This is a genomic window from Rhizobium sp. BK212 (assembly GCF_014197475.1).
In the GTDB taxonomy this organism is placed as follows: Bacteria; Pseudomonadota; Alphaproteobacteria; order Rhizobiales; family Rhizobiaceae; genus Rhizobium; species Rhizobium anhuiense.
Genome location: NZ_JACIFS010000003.1, coordinates 450,555 through 471,361 on the forward strand (window position 1 = coordinate 450,555; position 20,807 = coordinate 471,361).

The following is a 20,807-nucleotide window of genomic DNA, read 5'->3' on the forward strand; positions in this document are numbered from 1 at the left end:
CCGGCCGTTAAGCGTTACTTCGACTTGATGTTTTCCCAGCGCTTCAAGAGGTCGGCATGGGTGTCGGTCCAGCCCTTAACCGCCTCGTCCATTGTCTTGCCGTCGGCGACCGCGCCGGCGATCGCGGTGATATCTGCGAGCGGGAGATATACGCTGGCGATGACTTCGCGCGCATGCGGGTTCTCGGTGGAGAAGCCGCTCTTGGCTATCCAGTTGTAGGTCTGCGCCAGCGGGAATATCGCCTTCGGATCCTTCAGAAACTTGACCGGGTACTTCTGTATCATCCACGACGGCTCCCAGAGCGTCACAGCAATCCATTCCTTTCGGTCGATGGCCGACTTCAATTCAGCCGTCATCGCAGCCGTGCTGCCTTCGACAAGCTGTAGCTTGAGGTCGTAGGCTTTGACCGAGTTGGTGGCATCGCGCATCAGGCCTGAACCCGGTTCGATACCGACGATCTTGCCGCTGAACTTGTCGGCGTTACCGTTCAACTGCTCCATGGAGTCGATCGGCACATAATTCGGAACCGCAATAGCCTGGTACAGGCCAAACGAAACCGGCGATATCTTCTCCAGCTTCTTCTTGTTCTTGTCCCAATAGTCCTGTGCGACGTAGTCGGTCAGCGAGGCGAGAATCTGGATATCGCCCTTGCTGAGAGCGGCATAGGCGATGCCCCATTCGGAGAACGACACGACCTTGACGGTGTAGCCGGAATCTTCCAGCGCCTTCTTGGTGACACCGCTGATCGCTCCCAGATCTTCCCACTGCATCGTGCCAATGGTGATGGTCTTTTCTTCCGCGTGCGCGGGCAGCATGGTCATTCCGAACATGGCCGCGGCACAAAGCATTTTCCACAACTTCATCATTTTTTGCTCCTAGTTTTCGTTCCCCTTTTCATGAAACACCAGCGGTCGGCCTGGCCTTCATGATTGCGCGGCGAGGGGTCATCCCTGCGCGCAATTCCTGCAATCAGATCACCGAGTCCCGCTCGTAGCCATCATGGCCACGACCTTGTAGACGGCGAGGCCCACATCTTTCGGGACTTCAGGCATGCCTTGACTTGCGTACGCCTTTAAGATCGATCCCTGAAGGACTGGCCGAAATCGAACTGATTGGCGGGAATTCAACCCTACGGCCTTGATCAAACCGCGGCCATGAATCGATGCGCGTCGTATATGGCCGCGTGGATGTTCCTGCTTGCGACCGCATCGCCAATCCGAAACAGCTGAAACTTGCCACCGGGATTATTGGCAACAACTTGCGGCTTGCCCGCTATCAAAGCCCGGTAATCGATTTCGCCTTGGTTCCGGGAGAGCGGCTTGAGCGAGAAATAGAGTTCGTCCATCGGCTTCGTCCCGCTTTCGACGACAACCTGGTCCACCTCTTTTTCGACCCGGACCTTGGAATACTCGTCGAAAAGTATGACTGCGATCCTGTTGCCGCGACGTTCGAGGCGCTCGATGCGCAGGTTCAGGGTGATCTTTGCGCCGGCTTTGTTGAGGGCACGGAAATAGGCGGGGTAGCTCGTTGCCCCGATGTCCGGCGCAAGGGTTCGTGCAGGCGTGACAACTTCAAGATTCGAGCCCGCGTCGGCCAGAAACTCAGCGATCGTCATGGCGGGGTGCGAGCCGTTGTCGTCGTAGACCAGCACATTTTTCGCGGGCTGAACGCTTCCGCCGAGGATGTCCCAACTGGTCGTCGCAAGCTCCTGTCCTTCTTCAAGACAGTCAAAATTAGGCAGTCCGCCCGTGGCAACGACGACGACGTCGGGTTCTTCCGCCACAACGTCACTCTCATCGACGAAGCGATTGTAGTGGAATTCGACGCCGAGGCGCTCGCATTCAGACAAGCGCCAGTCCACGATCCCAAGGATTTCGCGACGGCGTTTCAGTGCCGCGGTTATTAGAATTTGTCCGCCTGCTTTGGATCCAGCCTCAAAAACCGTGACCTTGTGGCCCCCGCTCGGCCGCGACCCGTGCAGCCTCAAGACCGCCCGGTCCCGCTCCGACGACCACAATCTTATGCATTGGCCCGTTGGTCTTCCTGATCACATGCGCGAGGCTGCCCTCCCGACCAGTCGCCGCATTGTGCACGCACGTGGCGTTGCCAGCGGGGTAGATGGAATCGATGCAGAACCCCATGCCGACACAGGGGCGAATTTGATCCTCCTTCCCTTCGATCACCTTGCGGATAATGTGAGGATCGGCAAGGTGCGCGCGTGTCATGGCGACCATATCAAGCTTGCCGCTCGCAATCGCGTGTCGCGCGGTAGCCACATCCTGAATTCTTGCCGCATGAAAGGTCGGTATCTTCACATTCTGACGAACCTCTCCGGCGAAATCGAGATGGGGAGCAGATGCGGTTCCCATGTTCGGAATCACATGACTCAAGGCCTCGTCTTCTGAGACGTGGCCGCGAATGACGTTGACGAAATCGATCAATCCGCCGGCCTTCAATCGACGGGCAATCTCCACCCCTTCGTCTCGCGAGAGCCCTTTATCCCAAACCTCATCGCAGACCATGCGGACGCCGACAATGAATTCGTGACCGATGCGCTTACGGATGGCGGTTAGAATATCGTTCACCAGGCGCATCCGGTTCTCGAGCGAGCCGCCGTATTCATCCTCCCGCTTATTTGTTGCCGGAGACCAAAAATGCGCGATGAGATGCGAGGCGCATTCGAGCTCGATACCGTCAAGCCCTGCCGCTTTGATCCGCTCCGCACTGTCGGCATAGGCTGTGATCACGCGCTCGAAGTCCCAATCCTCCATCGCCTTGGGATAGGCGCGATGCGCGGGTTCCTGGATGTGGGACGCATCGATTATCGGCAGCCAATCGCCTTTGTTCCAGTTGGTTCGGCTTCCAAGGTGAGTGATTTGAATCATCACGGCAGCGCCGTGGTCGTGAACGTCGTCAGCAAGCTCTCGAAGCCACTTCACGGACTCGTCTTTGTGGAGCTGGATATTGCCGAACGCCTGGGGACTGTCGATGTCGACGACGGACGAACCGCCGATCATCGTCATTGCTATCCCGCCTTTGGCTTTTTCCGAATGGTAGAGACGATAGCGCTCCTTCGGGAGTCCGTCCTCAGTATATCCCGGCTCGTGCGCCGTCGACATCATCCTGTTTCGGAGTGTCAAATACTTGAGTTGGAAAGGCTGGAGCAATGGATCGTTTGACATCTCAATTGTTCCCGTGACGGCCTATTGTCGTTGTCGCCTGTTCTCCCGACGTCGGGTTCTGGCGGGTGAACGACAATGTCCGGCGAGGGCGTGAGGCCGCAAGGGCAAATAAATTCATGGAAGTATGAGGCAGGATCGATCAAGACCTTCGAGGTCGGATCGGCCGGCAGGTGAGCGGGTGATCGTCCTCCAGGCTTGTTGACCACGCGAACGATAAGGTGTTTCGCTTCTTGCCGGTGCGCAGTCTTGCACCGTGTGACGGAGATTCCGTGCGCTGCAATTTTTCGAACGGCGAAGAACTCGAAACCATGAGTCATGATAGTCAGTCGTTACGACGGTCAATTCCCTCCCTCCACAGCCTGATCCTGTTCGAGGCTGCGGCGAGGTATCTGAACTTTTCGAAAGCCGCCACGGAATTGTCCATCACTCAGCCTGCGGTCAGCCACGGGATCAGACAACTCGAGTCGTCTCTCGGCCACGCGCTTTTTGTCCGGGAAAGGCGGGCGCTAAGCCTGACAACGCAAGGCCAACGCCTCTATTCGGCGGTATCGGGGGGATTTGCGTCGATCGCCGAAACGCTTGACGATATCGCCGGCATGCCTCGCCGAGACACCCTCGTCATCAGCGCCTCGACGGTGATGGCGACAGAGTGGCTGATGCCGCTGCTGCCGGAATTTCGCCAAGTCCATCCCGACTTGATGATTGACCTGAGATGCCTGGACCGCGATCCAGCGATGACGACGAGCAACATCGATGTTCATATTCGGCTCGGCGATGGAAACTGGCCGGATTGTGATGCCATTCCGCTGTGGAACGAGGAAATATTGCCTGTTTGCAGCCCGGTTTATCAGGCGAAGAGCAAGCCTCTGTCACTTGCCAGCGATATACTGTGCCATCGGCTTATACACTACGTTGACCCGTATCGCTTCAGGATCGGTTGGGCCGACTGGTTGCGGGCTACAGGCGTCGGCGCTCCGCCGACCTTGCCGACATCGCTGCAGGTCAACGATTCCCTTGTCGCGATGAAGGCTGCTGAAAATGGCGAAGGCATCGCGCTCGGTTGGCGACCTCTCATTGATCGTCCCCTTCGAGAAAACCGCCTCGTCATTGCTCTTGACCGCACCCTGAAGACAGGGAGGCGTTTCTATGCGGTAACGCCAAGTGCCCCGAACCGCAGAAAGGTCGCCCTGATTTTCAGAGACTGGCTGGCGAACCGTTTTGAAGGTCTTTGAGGCGCGCGTGTCGTTCCCGCCCTTGGCGTGATTCCGGTGGGGATGCTGCGCATAGACGCAATTCCAACGGCTTTGGGAAGTGGCAGCTAGCCCCCATCGGATCCAAGGCCCTTCGGACCGTTGAGCTGGTTCATATCCTCGCAAAGAGACCGAACCGCCTCCATCGTCACGGCAAGTGCCGACATCAGGATCGAGATGTCGTTGTCTTTATCTGGCTGGGAAAGCGCGCGAGATCGAGCGTGCAACTGTTGGCTGACCGTGTCGAGCTGCAGAATGGTTTCATTATTCATGGTGATCCTCCAAAGGTCTAAACCTTCAAAGCTCCCGGCGGGCATTTCGTTCCATACAGCCACGAAGCGTCAAATACGCAATCCGCCATATGGCAATTGGTGACGTGCCTTAGCCGTTCGGTTTGCGCAAGGGCGGAAGCCGCATGTAGTAGGAGTCCAGGGGGTCGTAGGATCCCTTCGGTTCACCCTTGCCGGGCTTGACCAGATTGGGCGCCAGTTTCCCCTCCGGCCCGAAAATATAGTCGATGCCGGCGCAGAGATGGGGGAGGGAGCGGTAGTTGAAGTGTTTGAACCAGTCGTTCGCGAGGAAGGCGGCTTCGTCCCAGGCCTTTCCGCGGAGGCGATCGTATCCGGCCTGCTGCAGAAAGGCCTCGCCTGTCCTCGTATTGATGCTGGCGCCGAGACATAAGTTGCCGGCGATCAGCGACAGCCTGAGCACTCTGATGGTTTCGGCATCCTTGTTCGATAAGGGTTTCAGGGTCTGAGCCAGATAGAAATTCGTCGATGGATCATTGGTCATCGTCTTGCGCCAATAGGCGGGGAGATCCTCCGCGCCGGCGCCGACGGCCGGTGAGACGGTCATTATGACCAGCAAAATCAAGCTTTTGACAATTCCGCCCATGGCAATCCCCCAACCCTGCGCATAGAATGCATAGCGTTATTTCGCCTGATGAGGCAAGGTGACGCCGCGCCGCGCGGGAAGCACGCGCCGCCTGTGCCAATTTGGGCTTTTCGGGCATTCGGAAGCGAGTTCAGATTTACCATATGCGCCGCATCGGCACGAGGATTTCGGGCCTTATTGCGGCGGCGGAAGGGCAGGGCGGAGAGGTCCGCGTTAGTGATTTATAAACCATAATCATTAGAATTGTCGCTATCGCTGCGAAATCGTTCGTAAATTTGCCACGAACTTCGCATGATTAAAGTCTCGTTAGGCGGGTGGGGATAAGGCGTATTGGCCCAGATTGGGGCAAAGTTCCTTAACCATAACGATCTTTGAGCGGCGTGGGACATATGAAACTGGAATACGGGGCGGCGTCTTTCGCAACGACAGCACGGTGGCTGGCGATCTCGGCGATGTGTGCGACGGTTGCGGCGTGCGGCACGACACAGGCGGTGCCGAAGAAGAAATCCCACGGCAAAGAATATTTCTCCGAATCCGAATATGGCGTGAAGGCAAGCCCGCGCGTCGCTACCGGCAACAACATCCCCAAGGGCGGCGGCCGCTACATCGTCGGCAATCCTTACGAGGTGAAGGGCAGGTGGTATTATCCGAAGGAAGACTTCTCCTATAACAAGGTCGGCGTCGCCTCCTGGTATGGCTCGGCCTTTCATGGGCGGCTGACGGCGAACGGCGAAGTCTACGACCAGATGCATCTTTCCGCCGCGCATCCGACCTTCCCGCTGCCGAGCTATGCGCGCGTCACCAATCTCGAAAGCGGTTCCTCCGTCATCGTGCGCGTCAACGATCGCGGCCCCTATCACGAAGGGCGCATCATCGACCTTTCCAACAAGACGGCCGATATGCTGGATCTGCAGCACAGCGGCACCGGCAAGGTGCGGGTGCAATATGTCGGCCGCGCCCGCATGGACGGCCACGACATGCCCTATCTGATGGCGTCCTACGTGCCGAAGGGCAGCCGCATTCCCGGCGTCAATCCGGAAGGCCAGATCGCAACCGGCGTGATGGTCGCCTCCAACAGCCGCAAGATCACCCGCGATCAGCTGCAGAGTTCGGAAGATTATGAGACGCCGGCCAACGTGCCGGTGCCGATGTCGGCCACTTCCTATGCCGGGTCGACGCCGAGCGCACGCTACAATGCGGCCCCCGTCGCAGCACCCGCTTTGGCAGCGCCCGCCCATGTTCTGGTAGCGCCATCAGCACCATCCACCACCAATGCCGCTCCGTCCTTCGACCAGATGGTCGTGTTGCCGGAGATCGGCCCCATGCCCTACGAACGGCCGCTGGGGTCTCTCGCGCTCGGCTACCAGAACGAGGATGTGAAGACCGTGACTGTCGATCTCGCCTTCGACGCTGTGATGGTGCGCAATGACGGGCTGACGCAGGAGTCGATCCTTGCTGCGACGAAGCGTCATCAGGCAAAATCCGCCGCGCGCTGAGCGCGGCAATTGCATCGAATTTCCTCTCGCTCTAACCTCCTGAAATACGCCCCCTGATCGATGGGAATTCTTGATGCTGAAGCCTTTGCTTCGTCTGCTTGTATGCATCATGCCGCTCTCCACCGGCGCATTTGCAGCCGATAGCGGTACCGCCGGTTTCGCCACCAAGGCGGCGCAGGCCTATATGATCGAGGCCGCCACCGGCACGGTGCTTCTCGCCAAGAACGAGGACCAGGGCTTTTCGCCGGCTTCGCTCGCCAAGCTGATGACGATGGATCTCGCCTTCGAGGCGGTGACGAAGGGGCAGATCACGCTCGATACCGAATATCCCGTTTCCGAATATGCCTGGCGAACTGGCGGCGCGCCATCGAGGACGGCAACGATGTTTGCCAGCCTGAAATCGCGCGTGCGCGTCGAGGACCTGATCAAGGGCGTCGCCATCCAGGGCGCCAACGACAGCTGCATCATCCTGGCCGAAGGCATGGCCGGCAGCGAGCAGCAATTTGCCGTGTCGATGACACGCCGCGCCCGTGAACTCGGCATGGAGAAGGCTGAGTTCGGCAATTCCACCGGGCTCCCCGACGGGAAGAGCAAGGTGACGGCGCGCGAGATGGTGACGCTTGCGGCCGCCCTGCAGCAGTCTTATCCCAATCTCTATCCCTATTTCGCCCAGCCGGATTTCGAGTGGAACAAGATTTTCCAGCGGAACCGCAATCCGCTGCTCGGGCTCGATCTCGGCGCCGACGGGCTTGCCACCGGCTTTACCGAGGGCGAGGGTTATTCGATCGTCGCCTCAGTCCAGCGCGATGGCAGGCGGCTGTTTCTGGCGCTTGCCGGCATCGCTTCCGACAAGGAGCGAACGGAGGAGGCCAAGCGAGTGCTCGAATGGGGACTGACGGCCTTTGAGGACCGGCAGATCTTCGGTGAGAAGGAAGTGATCGGCGCCGCCAGCGTCTATGGCGGTACGGCGCGTACCGTCGATCTCGTCGCCAAGGCGCCGGTCAGCGTCTATATTCCGATCAGCAATCCCGATCGGTTGTCGGCGCGCATCATCTATCACTGGCCGCTGACGGCGCCGGTCGAGCCGGATACCCAGGCAGGGGTGCTGAGGATTTTCGCAGGCAGCCGGCTGCTCCGAGAAGTGCCGCTTTATACGGTGCAGGCGGTCGGCGAGGGCTCGCTCAGCAGCCGGGCGGTTGACGCCATGCTGGAACTCGGCGAATCGCTGTTCTTCTCCTGGCTCTGGGACAAGTCGGCACCCGGCTGAGCGGCCACTTTCTGGTGCAATTTGCCGGGAAAGGTGAATATGTCGCCGCGACGAAAGGTTTTCCTCCCTGACATCTTCGGATAGATAGATGGAGCACGGCGCGTGCGGCGCCTGGAATGCGGGAAGTTGTCATTGTCATCCGGTACGGGATTGTTCGTTACGTTTGAAGGCGGGGAAGGCGCGGGGAAATCCACGCAGATCCGCCGCCTCGCCGAAGCGTTGAAGGGCGAAGGTCACGACGTGCTGATGACGCGCGAACCAGGCGGATCGCCGGGCGCGGAGGCCGTGCGCCACGTGCTTTTGTCAGGGGCTGCCGAAGCCTTCGGCACGCGGATGGAGGCGATCCTCTTTGCCGCGGCGCGCAACGACCATGTCGAAGAGGTGATCCGGCCGGCGCTGGCCGCCGGCAAGATCGTGCTCTGCGACCGTTTCATGGATTCATCCCGCGTCTATCAGGGCATAACCGGCAATCTCGAGCCGGATTTCATCGAGACGCTGCAGCGCATCGCCATCAACGGCGTCATGCCGGATTGCACCGTGATCCTCGACATCCCCGCCAAGATCGGGCTGGAGCGGGCGCAGAAGCGCGCTCCAGCCGACGGTCCCGACCGCTTCGAGAAGGAGCGGCTCGAAACGCATGAGAAACGGCGCGAGGCCTTTCTCGACATCGCCGCCCGCGAGCCGGAGCGCTGCCACGTGGTCAACGCCATGCAGAGCGAAGAGGCGATCGCTGCCGAGATCCTGGCGATCGTCCAACAACTCAAGTCGCCCGCCGACCGTTTGCGAATGCCGGAAGCCGCCCATCATGAGTGAAGCCCATCATGAGTGAGGAAAGGCCCGGACTGCTCGACGGCGCCATCTGGCCGGGAGAAAATACCAGGCTGTTCGGCCATGAGGAGGCGGAAGCCTTCCTTGCGCAATCTTACCGCTCCGGCAAGGGCCACCACGCCATCCTGATCGAGGGCCCGGAGGGGATCGGCAAGGCGACGCTCGCTTTCCGCTTTGCCAATCACGTGCTATCGCATCCCGATCCCGAGCGAGCGCCGGAAATGATCGGCGATCCGGACCCTGCCTCTCCCGTCAGCCGGCAGATCGCCTCCGGCGCCTCGCACAATCTGCTGCATCTTGCCCGGCCGGTGGACGAAAAGACCGGCAAGGTGAAATCGGCGATCACCGTCGACGAGGTGCGCCGCGCCGGCAAGTTCTTCTCGCAGACCTCGGGCACCGGCAACTGGCGGGTCGTCATCATCGATCCGGCCGACGACATGAACCGCAATGCCGCCAACGCCATCCTGAAGATCCTGGAAGAGCCGCCGAAGCGGGCGCTGTTCCTGGTGCTTTCGCATGCGCCGGGACGGCTGCTGCCGACGATCCGCTCTCGTTGCCTGCCGCTGAAACTGGCGCCGCTTGCCGACGCCGCGCTGGTCGCGGCCCTTGACCATCTCGGCATATCAGGCGAGGGCGGGGCGGTACTTTCGGCCGCCAAGGGCAGCGTCGGCGAGGCGTTGAAACTCCTGAACTACGGTGGCGGCGAGATCATTGCCGCCTATGATGAGATGCTTTCCGCCCAAGGACCGACGGCGCGCAAGGCGATGCATCGGCTGGCCGACGCGCTTTCGGGCAGGGAAAGCGACACGATCTTCGATTTCTTCGTCAGCCATGTTGGCGACGATATCATGAACCGCGCGCGGGCGGCAGCAAGCGAGGGGCAGATCACAGCTGCGGAGCGGCTGGCTCGGCTCTATTCGGACATTACCGAGCGGCTGACCATTTCCGACGCCTATAATCTCGACCGCAAGCAGACGATCATCAGCATTCTCGCCGATATCAAACAGCCGGGCCTCTAGAGCGGTTCAGCGTTTAACGGAAGCGCAGAACCGCTCTATCCTTTTGTTTTGACGCAATTCCCGGCAAAACCGCTTCGCGCTTTGCCTGGGAAAACCGCTTCGCACTTTTCCTGGAATTGCTCTAGGTCAGCAGCTTGCCTGCGACCACTGCTAGCGTGGCGGCGAGCACGATGCGGATGGTGCGCTCGTGCAGCTTCGGCGCCAAAAGGCTGCCGATAATGATGCCGGGGATAGAGCCGATGAGCAGGGCAGACAGCATTGGCCAGTCGATCTCGCCGATCAGCCAATAGCCGGTGCCGCCGATCAAGGTCAGCGGCACCGCATGGACGATATCGGAACCGACGATCTCGCGCACATCGAGCCTGGGATAGAGGATCAGCAGGATCGTCACCCCCAGCGCACCGGCGCCGACCGAGGTCAGGGTGACGAGGACGCCGAGCAGGAATCCGAGAATGACGGTAAGGGCGAGGATGGTTGCCGGCCGCGGCGGCGTGCGGTCGCCGATGGCGCGGCGCGCAAGCTGGAGTATCGGTCCTCGGAAGACCAGCATGATGGCGGTCATGACGAGAAGCCAGCCCAGCGCGGTGGTGATCGTATTGGTGACGCCGATGCTCTTGCGGTCGACGCCCGCCAACAGCCAGAGCATCAGCAGGGCGGCCGGCACGCTGCCGACGGCCAGACTGCCGACGATCTTCCAGTTGACCCGCCCATGCATGCCGTGAACGGCAGTCCCCGCCGTCTTGGTGATCGCCGCATAGAGAAGATCTGTGCCGACCGCGGTGGCCGGATGGACGCCGAAGAGCAACACCAGCAGCGGCGTCATCAGCGAGCCGCCGCCAACGCCGGTGATGCCGACGAGGGCGCCCACACACAGGCCGGAAAGCGAATAGAGCGGCTCGAATGTCAAACAGGCGCCCCTGTCAGCGCGCAGCCACGACAATTCCGATAGATGAAAACTGGCACTTCGTTCTGTCCCGCCCTCTTTTCCATGACGGGTAGATGGCGGCAGAAGCGGAGTCAAGTTCACCACGCCAGCGTCCGGGAAATCATCGACAGCTGGAAAGTTGAGGTTTCGCTCGACGGTGACATGCGCTAAGAGCGGCTGACCATTTTTATAGAGTTAGCCGGACATTGGCCTCCATGACAGACAAGACACCCTTCTACATCACCACCGCGATTTCCTATCCCAACGGCAAGCCGCATATCGGCCATGCCTATGAGCTGATCGCGACGGATGCGATGGCGCGCTACCAGCGTCTAGACGGCAAGGATGTGTTCTTCCTGACCGGCACCGACGAACATGGCCAGAAGATGCAGCAAACGGCGCGCGGCGAGGGGATTACCGCGCAGGCGCTTGCCGACCGCAACTCCGGCGAATTCCAGGCGATGGCAACGCTGCTCAACGCCTCGAACGATGATTTCATCCGCACTACGCAGGAGCGTCATCACGAGACGTCGCGCAACATCTGGAACCTGATGGCCGACAATGGCGACATCTACAAGGACAGCTATGCCGGCTGGTATTCGGTGCGCGACGAGGCCTATTACCAGGAAAACGAGACGGAGCTGCGCGCCGACGGTGTGCGCTACGGGCCGCAGGGCACGCCCGTCGAATGGGTGGAAGAGGCAAGCTATTTCTTCAAGCTCTCCGAATACCAGGAGAAGCTGCTTGCCCATTACGAGGCGAATCCCGACTTCATCGGTCCGGCCGAACGCCGCAACGAGGTGATCTCGTTCGTCAAATCGGGGCTCAAGGACCTCTCGGTCTCGCGCACGACCTTCGACTGGGGCATCAAGGTGCCGAACGATCCTGCCCACGTCATGTATGTCTGGGTCGACGCGCTGACCAACTACATTACAGCGACCGGCTATATCGAAGACAGGAACGGCCCGCGGGCGAAATACTGGCCGGCCGACGTGCACATCATCGGCAAGGACATCATCCGCTTCCACGCCGTCTACTGGCCGGCCTTCCTGATGTCGGCGAAGCTGCCGCTGCCGAAGCGCGTCTTCGCCCACGGCTTCTTGCTCAACAAGGGCGAGAAGATGTCGAAGTCGCTCGGCAACGTCGTCGATCCCGTCAATCTGGTGAACCATTTCGGCCTCGACCAGGTGCGTTACTTCTTCCTGCGTGAAGTCTCCTTCGGCCAAGACGGCAGCTACAGCGAAGAGGCGATCGGCACGCGCATCAACTCCGACCTCGCCAACGGCATCGGTAATCTCGCCAGCCGCTCGCTGTCGATGATCGTCAAGAACTGCGACGGCAAGATTCCGGAATGCGGGACGCTCAGCGACGAGGACAAGGCGATGCTGGCCCAAGTGGACGCGCTGCATGCATCGACGCGCGAGGACATGGGCAAGCAGCAGATACACCGGGCGCTCGCCTCGATCATAGCAGTCGTCTCCGAGACCGACCGTTATTTCGCCGGCCAGGCGCCCTGGGCGCTGAAGAAGACCGATCCGGAGCGTATGGGCACGGTGCTCTATGTGACGGCCGAAGTCGTTCGCCAGATCGCCATCCTGCTGCAGCCCTTCATGCCGGAATCATCGGGCAAGCTGCTCGACCTGGTTGCCGCACCCGCTGACAAGCGCGACTTCGCCGCCCTCGGCGAGGCAGGCCGTCTCGTTGCCGGAACGGCTCTCGAAGCGCCGACCCCGGTCTTCCCGCGCTACGTGGCTCCGGAGGCTTGAAGCCGTGCTGATCGACACGCATTGCCATCTTGATTTCGCCGACTTCGAGGCGGAGCGGGACGAGATCGTCGCGCGCGCCTATTCGGCCGGTGTTTCGCAGATGGTGACGATCTCGACACGGGTGCGCAAACTCGGCGCGCTGCTTGCCATCACGGAGAAGTATCCCTCGGTGTTCTGCTCGGTCGGCACCCATCCGAACAATGCCGACGAAGAGCTTGATATCCAGACGGAAGAGCTGGTGCGTCTCGCCAATGCCCATGAGAAGGTGGTGGCGATCGGCGAAGCCGGTCTCGACTATTTCTACGACACGCAGAAGCCGGAGGACCAGCAGACCGGTTTTCGCCGCCATATCGCGGCGGCGCGCGAGACCCGGCTGCCGCTCGTCATCCACAGCCGCAGCGCCGACGAGGACATGGCGGCGATCCTGACCGAGGAAACCGGGAAGGGAGCCTTCCCCTTCATCCTCCACTGCTTCTCCGCAGGCCCGGAGCTTGCCACGACCGGCGTCGCGCTCGGCGGCTATATCTCCTTCTCGGGCATCCTGACCTTTCCGAAGTCGGAGGAGCTGCGCGAGATCGCCAAGACGATCCCGCATGACAGACTGCTTGTTGAAACGGACGCGCCGTATCTGGCGCCGAAGCGCTGGCGCGGCAAGCGCAACGAGCCGTCCTATGTCGTCAACACGGCCGAGGTGCTCGCCGATACGATCGGCCTTTCCTACGAAGAGGTGGCGCGGATCACGACCGAGAACGCTTTCCGTCTGTTCTCGAAGATGCCGAGGGTCTAGCGGCGTGCTCTACCGGCGGCGTTTCACCATTCTCGGCTGTTCGTCGTCACCGGGCGTGCCGCGCATTACCGGCGATTGGGGCGCCTGCAATCCCGACAATCCGAAAAACCGGCGCACGCGCGCCGCCTTCATGGTGCAGCAATTCGCGCCGGATGGCGGTGTCACCACGGTCGTTATCGACACCGGGCCGGATTTTCGCGAGCAAATGATCAGGGCAGGGGCCGACCATGTCGATGCCGTGCTCTACAGCCATCCGCACGCAGATCATATTCATGGCATCGACGATCTGCGCGGCTATTTTCACAATACCCGCCGACGGGTGCCGATTTTTGCCGACCAATTCACGATGGACAGGCTGCGGGAAGCCTTCGGCTATTGTCTGGAAACGCCGCCGGGCAGCAATTATCCACCGATCGTACTGCCCGTTGTGATCGAAAACCTGGATGAACCCGTCGAAATTCGCGGCCCGGGCGGCACGATCGCCTTCCATCCGCATCTCCAGCAGCACGGGGATATCCACTCGCTCGGCTTCCGGATCGGCGATGTAGCTTATTGCAGCGATATCAGCGATTTCCCGCCGCAGACCGTCGAAAAGCTTCAGAACCTCGACGTGCTGATCATCGACGCGCTACAATATACCTATCACCCGAGCCATCTGTCGCTGGAACAGTCGCTTGACTGGATCGGCCGGTTGAGGCCGAAACAGGCGATCCTCACGCATATGCACACGCCGCTTGATTACGACGCTGTCATGGCAGAGACGCCGGACCATGTGGTGCCGGCGTATGACCAGATGAGCTTCGAGACCGAGGTCAGGATTTAGTCTAAAGCTTGAGCCCGCTCGCCTGCACGTAGGGCCACACTTCGACGCCGCCGCGATGGATCATGTCGAGCGAGACGTAGAGAATGATCAGCAGACCGACATAGGCGATCCAGCGATGGTTGTTGAGCAACCGGGCGATCAGGTTAGCGGCGATGCCCATCAGCGCAATCGACAGGGCAAGACCGATCACCAACACGCTCGGATGTTCGCGCGCCGCACCGGCAACAGCGAGCACGTTGTCGAGCGACATCGAGACGTCGGCGATGACGATCTGGGTCGCCGCCTGGAAGAAGGTCTTCTTCGGCGCGCGTTCGGCGCCCGTAGCTTCGTGGTTTTCGCCATGGCCGGCGCGAAGCTCGCGCCACATCTTCCAGCAGACCCACAGGAGCAGCAGGCCGCCGGCCAGTAGCAAGCCGACGATCGCCAGCAGATAGACCGCGACGCTGGCAAAGAGAATACGCAGAACAGTTGCGGCGACGATGCCGACGATGATCGCCTTACGGCGTTGCGTCGCCTCGAGGCCGGCAGCAGCAAGACCGATAACTACGGCGTTGTCGCCGGCGAGAACGAGGTCGATAGCAATGACCTGCAGCAAAGCCGTCAGACCGGCTGCCGTAAAGATGTCCATATGAATTATCCCCAATGCGTCAAAACCGTGCTAGCGTCTCGAAGGTTTAACGTCAACCGCTGACGGATTTCGCAGGCGGCACAATTCGCGACTCTGTGCATCAGACATGCAAGGCGGAAACACGGCGGGGCATCGCTATTCCCTTGGAACATTCAAGTCAGCCACCGGTTCTTCAAGTCAGGAAAGCTGCCGTCGATCGATGGCAGGATCGAGACATCGAGAGGAGAACCCCGTGAGCAGCATTTACAACGATACCAACCCGGCTTTCTCAGGCCCGACAGGCGGCAGCAGCCTTGCCGCATTTTTCGACAGCCGGTCAGAAGCCGAGTCCGCCGTCTCCCGTCTTGAGGACGCAGGCGTGCCGGTTTCAAGAATAAGGTTGATGCCCGGATATGAGGCGGATGGAAAAAATCCCGGCGCCATGAGCGACGACCGCAGCGGCTTCTTCGACGCGCTGGCGGACTTCTTCTTCCCTGACGAAGATCGGGCGGTCTACGCAGAAGGGTTGCGGCGAGGCGGCTTCCTCGTCCAGGTCAATGATATCGATGACGCGCTCTACGAGACCGTCCACGATATTCTGGACGACGAGGGCAGCATCGACATGGATGAACGGGCGGACCTCTGGTCGTTGGAGGACAGGCAACAAGGCGCATCAAATACCGGCTTTGCCGGCCAATCCTCTGGCGGCAAGGCGTCGGAAGACCTCGCCGTGTCCGAAAGCGCATTCGACGATGCGCGCCCGCTGGCAATGCGGGACACCACGCATGGAAGCGCCAAGGTGCGCGCCTATACCTTGCCCGGCAGCAGTTCCGAACCATCGGACGATGCCGATGGGAAATCCCAAGGCCAATCTCAGACCCAGTCGCAATCCCAGGGCGGATCTCACCAGAGCCAGGGCTTCCGACGCGATCACTGATAGCGCCTGACGTGGATCAAGGCCCGGCGGCGATGCCGGGCCTTGATCTCATCCCGCTTGTTTATTCGAGGATATGTCCATGCAATCATCCATCAATCGCGACGGCCGCCTTCCAGACCCCGACGAACTGATCGCAGAAGGTGAGCCGCCTTTTGCCGATGCCGCAGTGGAGACTGCGCGTGAAAAAGCCGACCAGGATCTCAACGCCCTGCAGCAGGAGCTAAGGCTGATGAAGGCCCATATCGGCGCGCTGCGCGAGGACGCCGAGGCGGCGCTGAAAGCCAAGGCCACATCGGTCGATGCAAGCGCCCATGTCCAGCTCGGCGACTATCCCTGGCTGAAGCTCGCCGCGGCTATCTGCGCAACCTTCATTGCAGCCAGACTGGTTCGGCGCCTTCCGCTCGGGGTCATGCTTGCCGGATTTGCCGGTCATCTCAGCGAGGCGAGAACACCTGCCATCCGAAGCCGCATGAGCGCGCTACGATCAGTCTAGAGCGGTTCGGCTTTTCACGGAAGCGCAGAACCGCTCTATCCTTTTGTTTATACGCAATCCCGGACGGAAAACCGTTTCACACACTTTTCCTGGAATTGCTCTGGCCGCTGCGCACCGAATGTTCCGCTTCCGTCTGCGATGCCGATGCCAGTTCCATGGCGATGTCGACAAAGCGCTGACCGAGCGAATTGAGTTGCCGGCCTGCAATTTTCTGCAGGGCGAACTGGCGTGAGGCGATGTGTTCCTGCAGCGGAATCGCTGTCAGCACGCCCCGGCGGATCTCCTCGCGCAGGAACTCATCGGACAATATGCTAACGCCATCCGAGCGTTCCACGATTGCCTTCAGCACGCTGAAGGGAGCTGCCTCGACAAGGTGTACCGGGAAGGGGACGCCATTTGTCGTGAACAGGGCTTCAATCTGTTTGCGGAAAGCGCCGCCGCGCGGGGGCATCACCCATGTCGAGGCGGCGAGTTCCGCGAGAGAGACGTCTTGCCGCCCCTCCAATGGATGCCCTACAGCGCCGCGCGTCTTTGATGAGGCTGCCGTCTTCACGTCTTCGCACCGACGATCGCCATCACCGACAGTCGGATGCGACAACGAACGCTTGGGGAGGATTCAATGAATCTGCGCGAAGTCCGAAGGCATCGGCTTGGCAAGCTCTTTGAGAATTGCTTCAAGCGCATTGGCCGTCGCCTGCAGGCCGGATGACTGCGCAATTTTCAGCGCCTCACGGCAGTGAACAGACAATTGGTCCTTCTGGTGGTCTTGGTGGATGTGGTCATTCGTCGGGAATACGATGCCCGCATATTGCGACGGGTTTCCGGCTTCATCCCTGAAGCACCGGCCGAAGGCGGCCACGGTGACCATTTGGCCGCTTCGGTCAAACACCCGATAGTCATGGCGGTACGGATTTCCTGTGATCACCGATTCTGAAATCGCCTTGGCCACGGATGGCTTGTCGTCCGGGTGAATCCGGTCGAGATATCGCATGACCGGCAGCCCCGCGATGGTCTCTTCCGGATCAAGCCCAAAGAGATTTGCCAGCGCCGTATCCGCATAAACCGTGTCGGTCGCCAACACCCAGGTGAAGATGCCAGCCTCTTCGGAGAGAGGAAATTCGGAGGTTCCAAAAGCTCCGTCGACAAGGTTCATTCGCCATCCCCAGTCTGCTCGCCAATGCTGCCAAATAACCCGTCACCCGGCTCTTGAAAAAATACGACACGCTCGATCAAAGCGGTCGACCATTTCACCCTCGATCCTAGATCTTAGATCTTAGCCGCGTTTCCATCGGACGCAACAGCAGGGAGGTTGCAAGCGCCGACTAGCGTTTCCTTGCTTGGCGGCGATCCATGTTTGATGGGGTCAATCTGTGGCGGATGAATGGCAGGCTTGAACGCACATCGCCCGCAGCCCACGTCCGGCGGGCAGCGGAACCGGCGGAAAGAACCCCGGGAGCGGCGATACGTGCTTGGAGCTGCCGCTGCCGCGAAGTAGTGTTTCAAAAAATCCACGTAAAGTTCGGGGGCACCATGGATTTTCTGAACGTCGCGGCGATCGTTTTCTTCCTACTTGTCTGGGTGGCGGTCGAGCCTTTGATGGCCGTAGGGTGGCCGAGGAAGAATGATAGTCTTTCCGTCGATATGGTGCGCGTTCGCGCGGCCTGGATGCGGGAGGTGCTGACGCGAGACAACAACTTTATCGGCGACGCCGCGATACTCGGGCACACGATCAATTCGGCATCCTTCTTCGGCTCGGCCAATCTCATCGTCATCGTTGGGCTGAGCGGCGCGCTTTTCATGGAACCGAACTATGGATCGGGTGGCCTGATTGCGATGTTTGCGGCTCAGGACCCCGCCTGGTTTTTCCAGTGCAAGGTCCTCCTGATCATGGCGACGCTGCTGCGGGGCCTATCCGATTTCATATGGGCGGTCCGGCAGATCAACTACTGCCTGGCGGCGATCGGGGCGAGCCCCTCCCGCGATGAAGACAGGGACATTGTCGGCTGGACGAATGCTCTGACTTTGGTGTTGAACCCTGCGCTTCGATCGTTCAGCGTCGGCGTCCGATCCTACTACTTCACCGTCGCAGCCGCGTTCTGGTTCATCGGGCCAATACCGTTCATTGTCGCCACCATCCTCAGTGTAGGCGTGTTGATCTGGCGTCAGTCCTGGTCGGATGCGGCAAAGGGGATCATGGCCATACGCAAGCTGCTCGACTAGGCCCGCGGCTCGGCGCAAGGTGGTAATCTGGGGACGTGCGGTTGAGGACGTTGCGAACGTCCGACACTCGAACGACAATAGACAGAAGCGATATCTCATGGGCGGTGGCTGATGGATCGTCTTGAAGCGATGCGCATTTTGCTGGCGGTCGTCGACGCCGGGAGCATCTCAGCCGGCAGCAGGAAGTTGAACGCGCCACTGCCGAGCGTCAGCCGCAAGGTGGCCGAGCTCGAACGACATCTTGGGGCGAACCTCATCGTCCGCACCAGCCGCAATCTTCAGCTCACGGACGCCGGGCGCGACTATGTCGATGCGGCTCGAAAGATCATGGCGGATCTGGAGGAGGCCGAGCGAAGGGCGTCCGGGGAATACCAGACGCCCCGAGGCGTGCTGACGATCACGACGCCGGTCGAATACGGTAGCCGATACGTCCTGCCGGTCGCGCTGAGCTTCATGGAGAAGTACCCGGAGGTGTCACTGAACCTTCTGTCGTTCGACCGCACAGTGGATCTCGTCTCCGAGCAGGTGGATATCGCGATCCGTCTCGGCGACCTCGCCGACAGCTCCCTCCATGCCGCCAAGGTCGGGGAGTTCCGGCTGCTGACCTGCGCGAGCCCCACTTACATCAAGGTGCATGGCATGCCTGAGCGTCCCGGCGATCTCATCCATCGCGACGGGATCATCTTCAACAAGCGGACATTCTTCTGGACATTCGACGTCGACGGCACGCCGATGGAGGCCGTGCCCCGCAACCGGCTGGAAGTGAATACCGCGGCGAATTGTGTTGCGGCGGCTGTCGGCGGGGCAGGGATCGCGCGGCTGTTCGACTATCAGGTTTCGGACGAACTGGCGTCCGGCGCGCTCATTCCCATCTTGCGCGACTTTGACGGCGCACCGCAGCCCATCCATATCGTCTACGCGCGCCAGGGACTTCTCGCCTTGAAGGTACGGGCTTTCGTCGACTGGGCGCTGCCGCGGTTGCGAGCGCAGACAATCCACAAAGATAATCAAATCTTATCTGAATGATGCACGGATTTCCTCAACCGTTTGTTTCGGACTCTGAAGGTGCGGGAAATGACCGATGCCCGGCAGGGTATCGACTTTTGCACCGATCTTGGCGGCGAACTCGATGCCCATTTCGCTTCTGATGTAGATGTCCTTCTCGCCCCAGATCACCCTCACGGGCGTCTTCAGCCGGTCGAGATTGGCCTCGAGAAAATTCTGGTCACGTGTGAAATTCGCGTAGTAGTGGGCGAAGGCATCCGCCGACGTGACGCCGTCGAGGCTCCAGGAGCGAGCCATGTCTTGCTGGACGTCGACAGGTAGATCGAATTGCTCAGCGGGGGAGAGGCCGCGCCTGTGCACGTTCTGAAGGATCTCGTCGCTTGTCTTGTTCATGTAGGCGCGCGTCGGCGAGGCGGTTGGCTCGGTTTTGAGGTTCTGCAGGTTCTCCCACATGAATTGCGGCCGGTCGAACGGCGCGAAGTCTCCGACGATGATCCGCCTGGCGATCGTCGGCTCATCGAGAGCGAGCAACAGAACGGGGAGGGCGGCGATGTCAGTCGCATAGATCACGAGGTTCGACCGGTCGATGCCTGCCCGCTCGACATAGGCTTTCAACACCTGGGCATACGCCTTCGGCGCGTAGGAGAAGAAATCAGGAACCGGGCGCGACGACTGCCCGTAGCCCGGCCAATCGAAGGCATGGACGTCGTAGTCGCGAGCAAGCATCGTCGCGATGTCCTTCCAGACCGTCAGCGTTTCCGGAAACCCATGCAGGAAAAGCACGGTGCCTTTCGGCGCCGGGGCTCGGACAATCATCCTTCTCAGCGTCAGGATCTCATCGATCTCGATGAAGTCGACGGCGTCGTGCGCGGCCTCTCGGGAAGCGACGGTTTCAGACGTGCGGGAAGTCGGAGTTGCTGCGACCGATGCAGCCGTATTTGCGGTTTTGTCCCTAGACATAGGAGGTCCTTTCCTGAACGGCGGTCAGCCAAAGCCCAGAGCCGGCTGTCTCCTGACACAATTGAGCACGGCGCCAGCGCGCGGTAGCCGGAGAAAGTGAGAGGCACCCTCTCGATGGCGGCAGCGCTGCAACGCGGCTGCCCAAGGTGGATATTTCAACGAGAGGGTGCCTCTCACTTTTCCGGGGTGCCGGCCGGCAGCCGACCGCGACAATATAAGGAAGAACTGATACTCCTCGAATACGAGCACGAGGAGCGCGAACCGTTAAGGTTCAACGCCCGTCAGCAAGAAATATCGACGTGGGCAGGGCGTCCGAGGTGGCGACCTATGTGGTCATCTGGGGCTTGC

At 60.3% G+C, this 20,807-nt stretch carries 20 protein-coding genes and 1 pseudogene; 12 read left to right on the forward strand and 9 right to left on the reverse strand.

The window, feature by feature from the left end:
• Window positions 1-14 precede the first annotated feature (14 nt).
• Both FHT79_RS12135 and FHT79_RS12140 read right to left on the reverse strand, forming a co-directional pair.
• Window positions 15-866 (reverse strand): glycine betaine ABC transporter substrate-binding protein, encoded by an 852-nt coding sequence (locus FHT79_RS12135; protein ID WP_028758515.1) that lies wholly within the window; start codon window positions 864-866, stop codon window positions 15-17.
• A 275-nt stretch (window positions 867-1,141) separates the two neighbouring features.
• A pseudogene (locus tag FHT79_RS12140) lies at window positions 1,142-3,182 on the reverse strand (NADH:flavin oxidoreductase).
• Between the two features lie 269 nt (window positions 3,183-3,451).
• Here FHT79_RS12140 and FHT79_RS12145 point away from each other — a divergent pair.
• Complete coding sequence (locus FHT79_RS12145; RefSeq protein ID WP_028758514.1) at window positions 3,452-4,414, forward strand: LysR substrate-binding domain-containing protein; 963 nt, start codon at window positions 3,452-3,454, stop codon at window positions 4,412-4,414.
• Window positions 4,415-4,500: 86 nt separating this feature from the next.
• Here the strand turns inward: FHT79_RS12145 and FHT79_RS12150 are convergent, their stop codons facing one another.
• Window positions 4,501-4,704: a hypothetical protein gene (locus FHT79_RS12150; protein ID WP_028758513.1), complete on the reverse strand. Its 204-nt coding sequence runs from the start codon at window positions 4,702-4,704 to the stop codon at window positions 4,501-4,503.
• Window positions 4,705-4,813: 109 nt separating this feature from the next.
• Complete coding sequence (locus FHT79_RS12155) at window positions 4,814-5,326, reverse strand: hypothetical protein (RefSeq protein ID WP_028758512.1); 513 nt, start codon at window positions 5,324-5,326, stop codon at window positions 4,814-4,816.
• Between the two features lie 389 nt (window positions 5,327-5,715).
• Here FHT79_RS12155 and FHT79_RS12160 point away from each other — a divergent pair, with 389 nt between their 5' ends.
• The 4 genes from FHT79_RS12160 (at window position 5,716) to FHT79_RS12175 (ending at window position 9,936) form a co-directional block, all read left to right on the forward strand.
• Entirely contained in the window at window positions 5,716-6,822 is a 1,107-nt protein-coding gene (locus tag FHT79_RS12160; RefSeq protein ID WP_028758511.1) for a septal ring lytic transglycosylase RlpA family protein, read from the forward strand.
• Window positions 6,823-6,895: 73 nt separating this feature from the next.
• Window positions 6,896-8,089: a D-alanyl-D-alanine carboxypeptidase family protein gene (locus FHT79_RS12165; protein ID WP_028758510.1), complete on the forward strand. Its 1,194-nt coding sequence runs from the start codon at window positions 6,896-6,898 to the stop codon at window positions 8,087-8,089.
• A gap of 132 nt (window positions 8,090-8,221) precedes the next feature.
• Window positions 8,222-8,902: a dTMP kinase gene (gene tmk / locus FHT79_RS12170; RefSeq protein WP_028757350.1), complete on the forward strand. Its 681-nt coding sequence runs from the start codon at window positions 8,222-8,224 to the stop codon at window positions 8,900-8,902.
• An 8-nt stretch (window positions 8,903-8,910) separates the two neighbouring features.
• Entirely contained in the window at window positions 8,911-9,936 is a 1,026-nt protein-coding gene (locus FHT79_RS12175; protein WP_028758509.1) for a DNA polymerase III subunit delta', read from the forward strand.
• 121 nt (window positions 9,937-10,057) lie between these two features.
• Here FHT79_RS12175 and FHT79_RS12180 read toward each other — a convergent pair whose 3' ends face one another.
• On the reverse strand, window positions 10,058-10,843 hold the full coding sequence (locus FHT79_RS12180; protein WP_028758508.1) for a sulfite exporter TauE/SafE family protein: 786 nt from the start codon (window positions 10,841-10,843) through the stop codon (window positions 10,058-10,060).
• Between the two features lie 233 nt (window positions 10,844-11,076).
• Here FHT79_RS12180 and metG point away from each other — a divergent pair, with 233 nt between their 5' ends.
• From metG to FHT79_RS12195, 3 genes are read left to right on the forward strand one after another with little or no spacing between them, the layout of a single operon-like run.
• Window positions 11,077-12,627, forward strand: a complete 1,551-nt coding sequence (metG, locus tag FHT79_RS12185; protein WP_028757353.1) for a methionine--tRNA ligase — start codon at window positions 11,077-11,079, stop codon at window positions 12,625-12,627.
• 4 nt (window positions 12,628-12,631) lie between these two features.
• The gene (locus FHT79_RS12190; protein ID WP_028758507.1) at window positions 12,632-13,414 is read left to right on the forward strand and encodes a TatD family hydrolase; all 783 of its coding nucleotides are present in this window, start codon (window positions 12,632-12,634) and stop codon (window positions 13,412-13,414) included.
• A 4-nt stretch (window positions 13,415-13,418) separates the two neighbouring features.
• On the forward strand, window positions 13,419-14,237 hold the full coding sequence (locus tag FHT79_RS12195) for an MBL fold metallo-hydrolase (RefSeq protein ID WP_097594479.1): 819 nt from the start codon (window positions 13,419-13,421) through the stop codon (window positions 14,235-14,237).
• A gap of 1 nt (window position 14,238) precedes the next feature.
• On the opposite strand, the gene FHT79_RS12200 is transcribed toward FHT79_RS12195, so the two are convergent.
• Window positions 14,239-14,865, reverse strand: coding sequence for a TerC family protein (locus FHT79_RS12200; protein WP_028758505.1), 627 nt, complete (start codon window positions 14,863-14,865; stop codon window positions 14,239-14,241).
• A 232-nt stretch (window positions 14,866-15,097) separates the two neighbouring features.
• Here FHT79_RS12200 and FHT79_RS12205 point away from each other — a divergent pair, with 232 nt between their 5' ends.
• Together FHT79_RS12205 and FHT79_RS12210 are read left to right on the forward strand one after the other, a co-directional pair.
• A complete protein-coding gene (locus tag FHT79_RS12205) occupies window positions 15,098-15,781 on the forward strand; it encodes a hypothetical protein (protein WP_063475627.1) in 684 nt (227 codons plus the stop codon).
• 79 nt (window positions 15,782-15,860) lie between these two features.
• Window positions 15,861-16,274 (forward strand): hypothetical protein, encoded by a 414-nt coding sequence (locus tag FHT79_RS12210; RefSeq protein ID WP_097594674.1) that lies wholly within the window; start codon window positions 15,861-15,863, stop codon window positions 16,272-16,274.
• A 76-nt stretch (window positions 16,275-16,350) separates the two neighbouring features.
• On the opposite strand, the gene FHT79_RS12215 is transcribed toward FHT79_RS12210, so the two are convergent.
• Complete coding sequence (locus FHT79_RS12215; protein ID WP_179874666.1) at window positions 16,351-16,827, reverse strand: LysR substrate-binding domain-containing protein; 477 nt, start codon at window positions 16,825-16,827, stop codon at window positions 16,351-16,353.
• Between the two features lie 63 nt (window positions 16,828-16,890).
• Window positions 16,891-17,427, reverse strand: a complete 537-nt coding sequence (locus FHT79_RS12220) for a PAS domain-containing protein (RefSeq protein ID WP_063475610.1) — start codon at window positions 17,425-17,427, stop codon at window positions 16,891-16,893.
• Window positions 17,428-17,804: 377 nt separating this feature from the next.
• Between FHT79_RS12220 and FHT79_RS12225 the strand changes: the two genes are divergently transcribed.
• Complete coding sequence (locus FHT79_RS12225) at window positions 17,805-18,494, forward strand: DUF599 family protein (RefSeq protein WP_097594481.1); 690 nt, start codon at window positions 17,805-17,807, stop codon at window positions 18,492-18,494.
• Window positions 18,495-18,605: 111 nt separating this feature from the next.
• A complete protein-coding gene (locus FHT79_RS12230; RefSeq protein WP_097594482.1) occupies window positions 18,606-19,520 on the forward strand; it encodes a LysR family transcriptional regulator in 915 nt (304 codons plus the stop codon).
• On the opposite strand, the gene FHT79_RS12235 is transcribed toward FHT79_RS12230, so the two are convergent.
• A complete protein-coding gene (locus FHT79_RS12235) occupies window positions 19,509-20,459 on the reverse strand; it encodes an alpha/beta hydrolase (RefSeq protein WP_097594483.1) in 951 nt (316 codons plus the stop codon). The two genes, FHT79_RS12230 and FHT79_RS12235, sit on opposite strands and share 12 nt — an antisense overlap.
• Window positions 20,460-20,807 lie beyond the last annotated feature (348 nt).

Coding starts and splice junctions, on each gene's coding strand:
- metG (WP_028757353.1), top strand. CDS start 11,077: ATGACAGACAAGACACCCTTCTACATCACCACCGCGATTTCCTATCCC.
- FHT79_RS12150 (WP_028758513.1), bottom strand. CDS start 4,704: ATGAATAATGAAACCATTCTGCAGCTCGACACGGTCAGCCAACAGTTG.
- FHT79_RS12155 (WP_028758512.1), bottom strand. CDS start 5,326: ATGGGCGGAATTGTCAAAAGCTTGATTTTGCTGGTCATAATGACCGTC.
- FHT79_RS12200 (WP_028758505.1), bottom strand. CDS start 14,865: ATGGACATCTTTACGGCAGCCGGTCTGACGGCTTTGCTGCAGGTCATT.
- FHT79_RS12230 (WP_097594482.1), top strand. CDS start 18,606: ATGGATCGTCTTGAAGCGATGCGCATTTTGCTGGCGGTCGTCGACGCC.
- FHT79_RS12225 (WP_097594481.1), top strand. CDS start 17,805: ATGGATTTTCTGAACGTCGCGGCGATCGTTTTCTTCCTACTTGTCTGG.
- FHT79_RS12235 (WP_097594483.1), bottom strand. CDS start 20,459: ATGTCTAGGGACAAAACCGCAAATACGGCTGCATCGGTCGCAGCAACT.
- FHT79_RS12210 (WP_097594674.1), top strand. CDS start 15,861: ATGCAATCATCCATCAATCGCGACGGCCGCCTTCCAGACCCCGACGAA.
- FHT79_RS12165 (WP_028758510.1), top strand. CDS start 6,896: ATGCTGAAGCCTTTGCTTCGTCTGCTTGTATGCATCATGCCGCTCTCC.
- FHT79_RS12135 (WP_028758515.1), bottom strand. CDS start 866: ATGATGAAGTTGTGGAAAATGCTTTGTGCCGCGGCCATGTTCGGAATG.
- FHT79_RS12160 (WP_028758511.1), top strand. CDS start 5,716: ATGAAACTGGAATACGGGGCGGCGTCTTTCGCAACGACAGCACGGTGG.
- FHT79_RS12220 (WP_063475610.1), bottom strand. CDS start 17,427: ATGAACCTTGTCGACGGAGCTTTTGGAACCTCCGAATTTCCTCTCTCC.
- FHT79_RS12175 (WP_028758509.1), top strand. CDS start 8,911: ATGAGTGAGGAAAGGCCCGGACTGCTCGACGGCGCCATCTGGCCGGGA.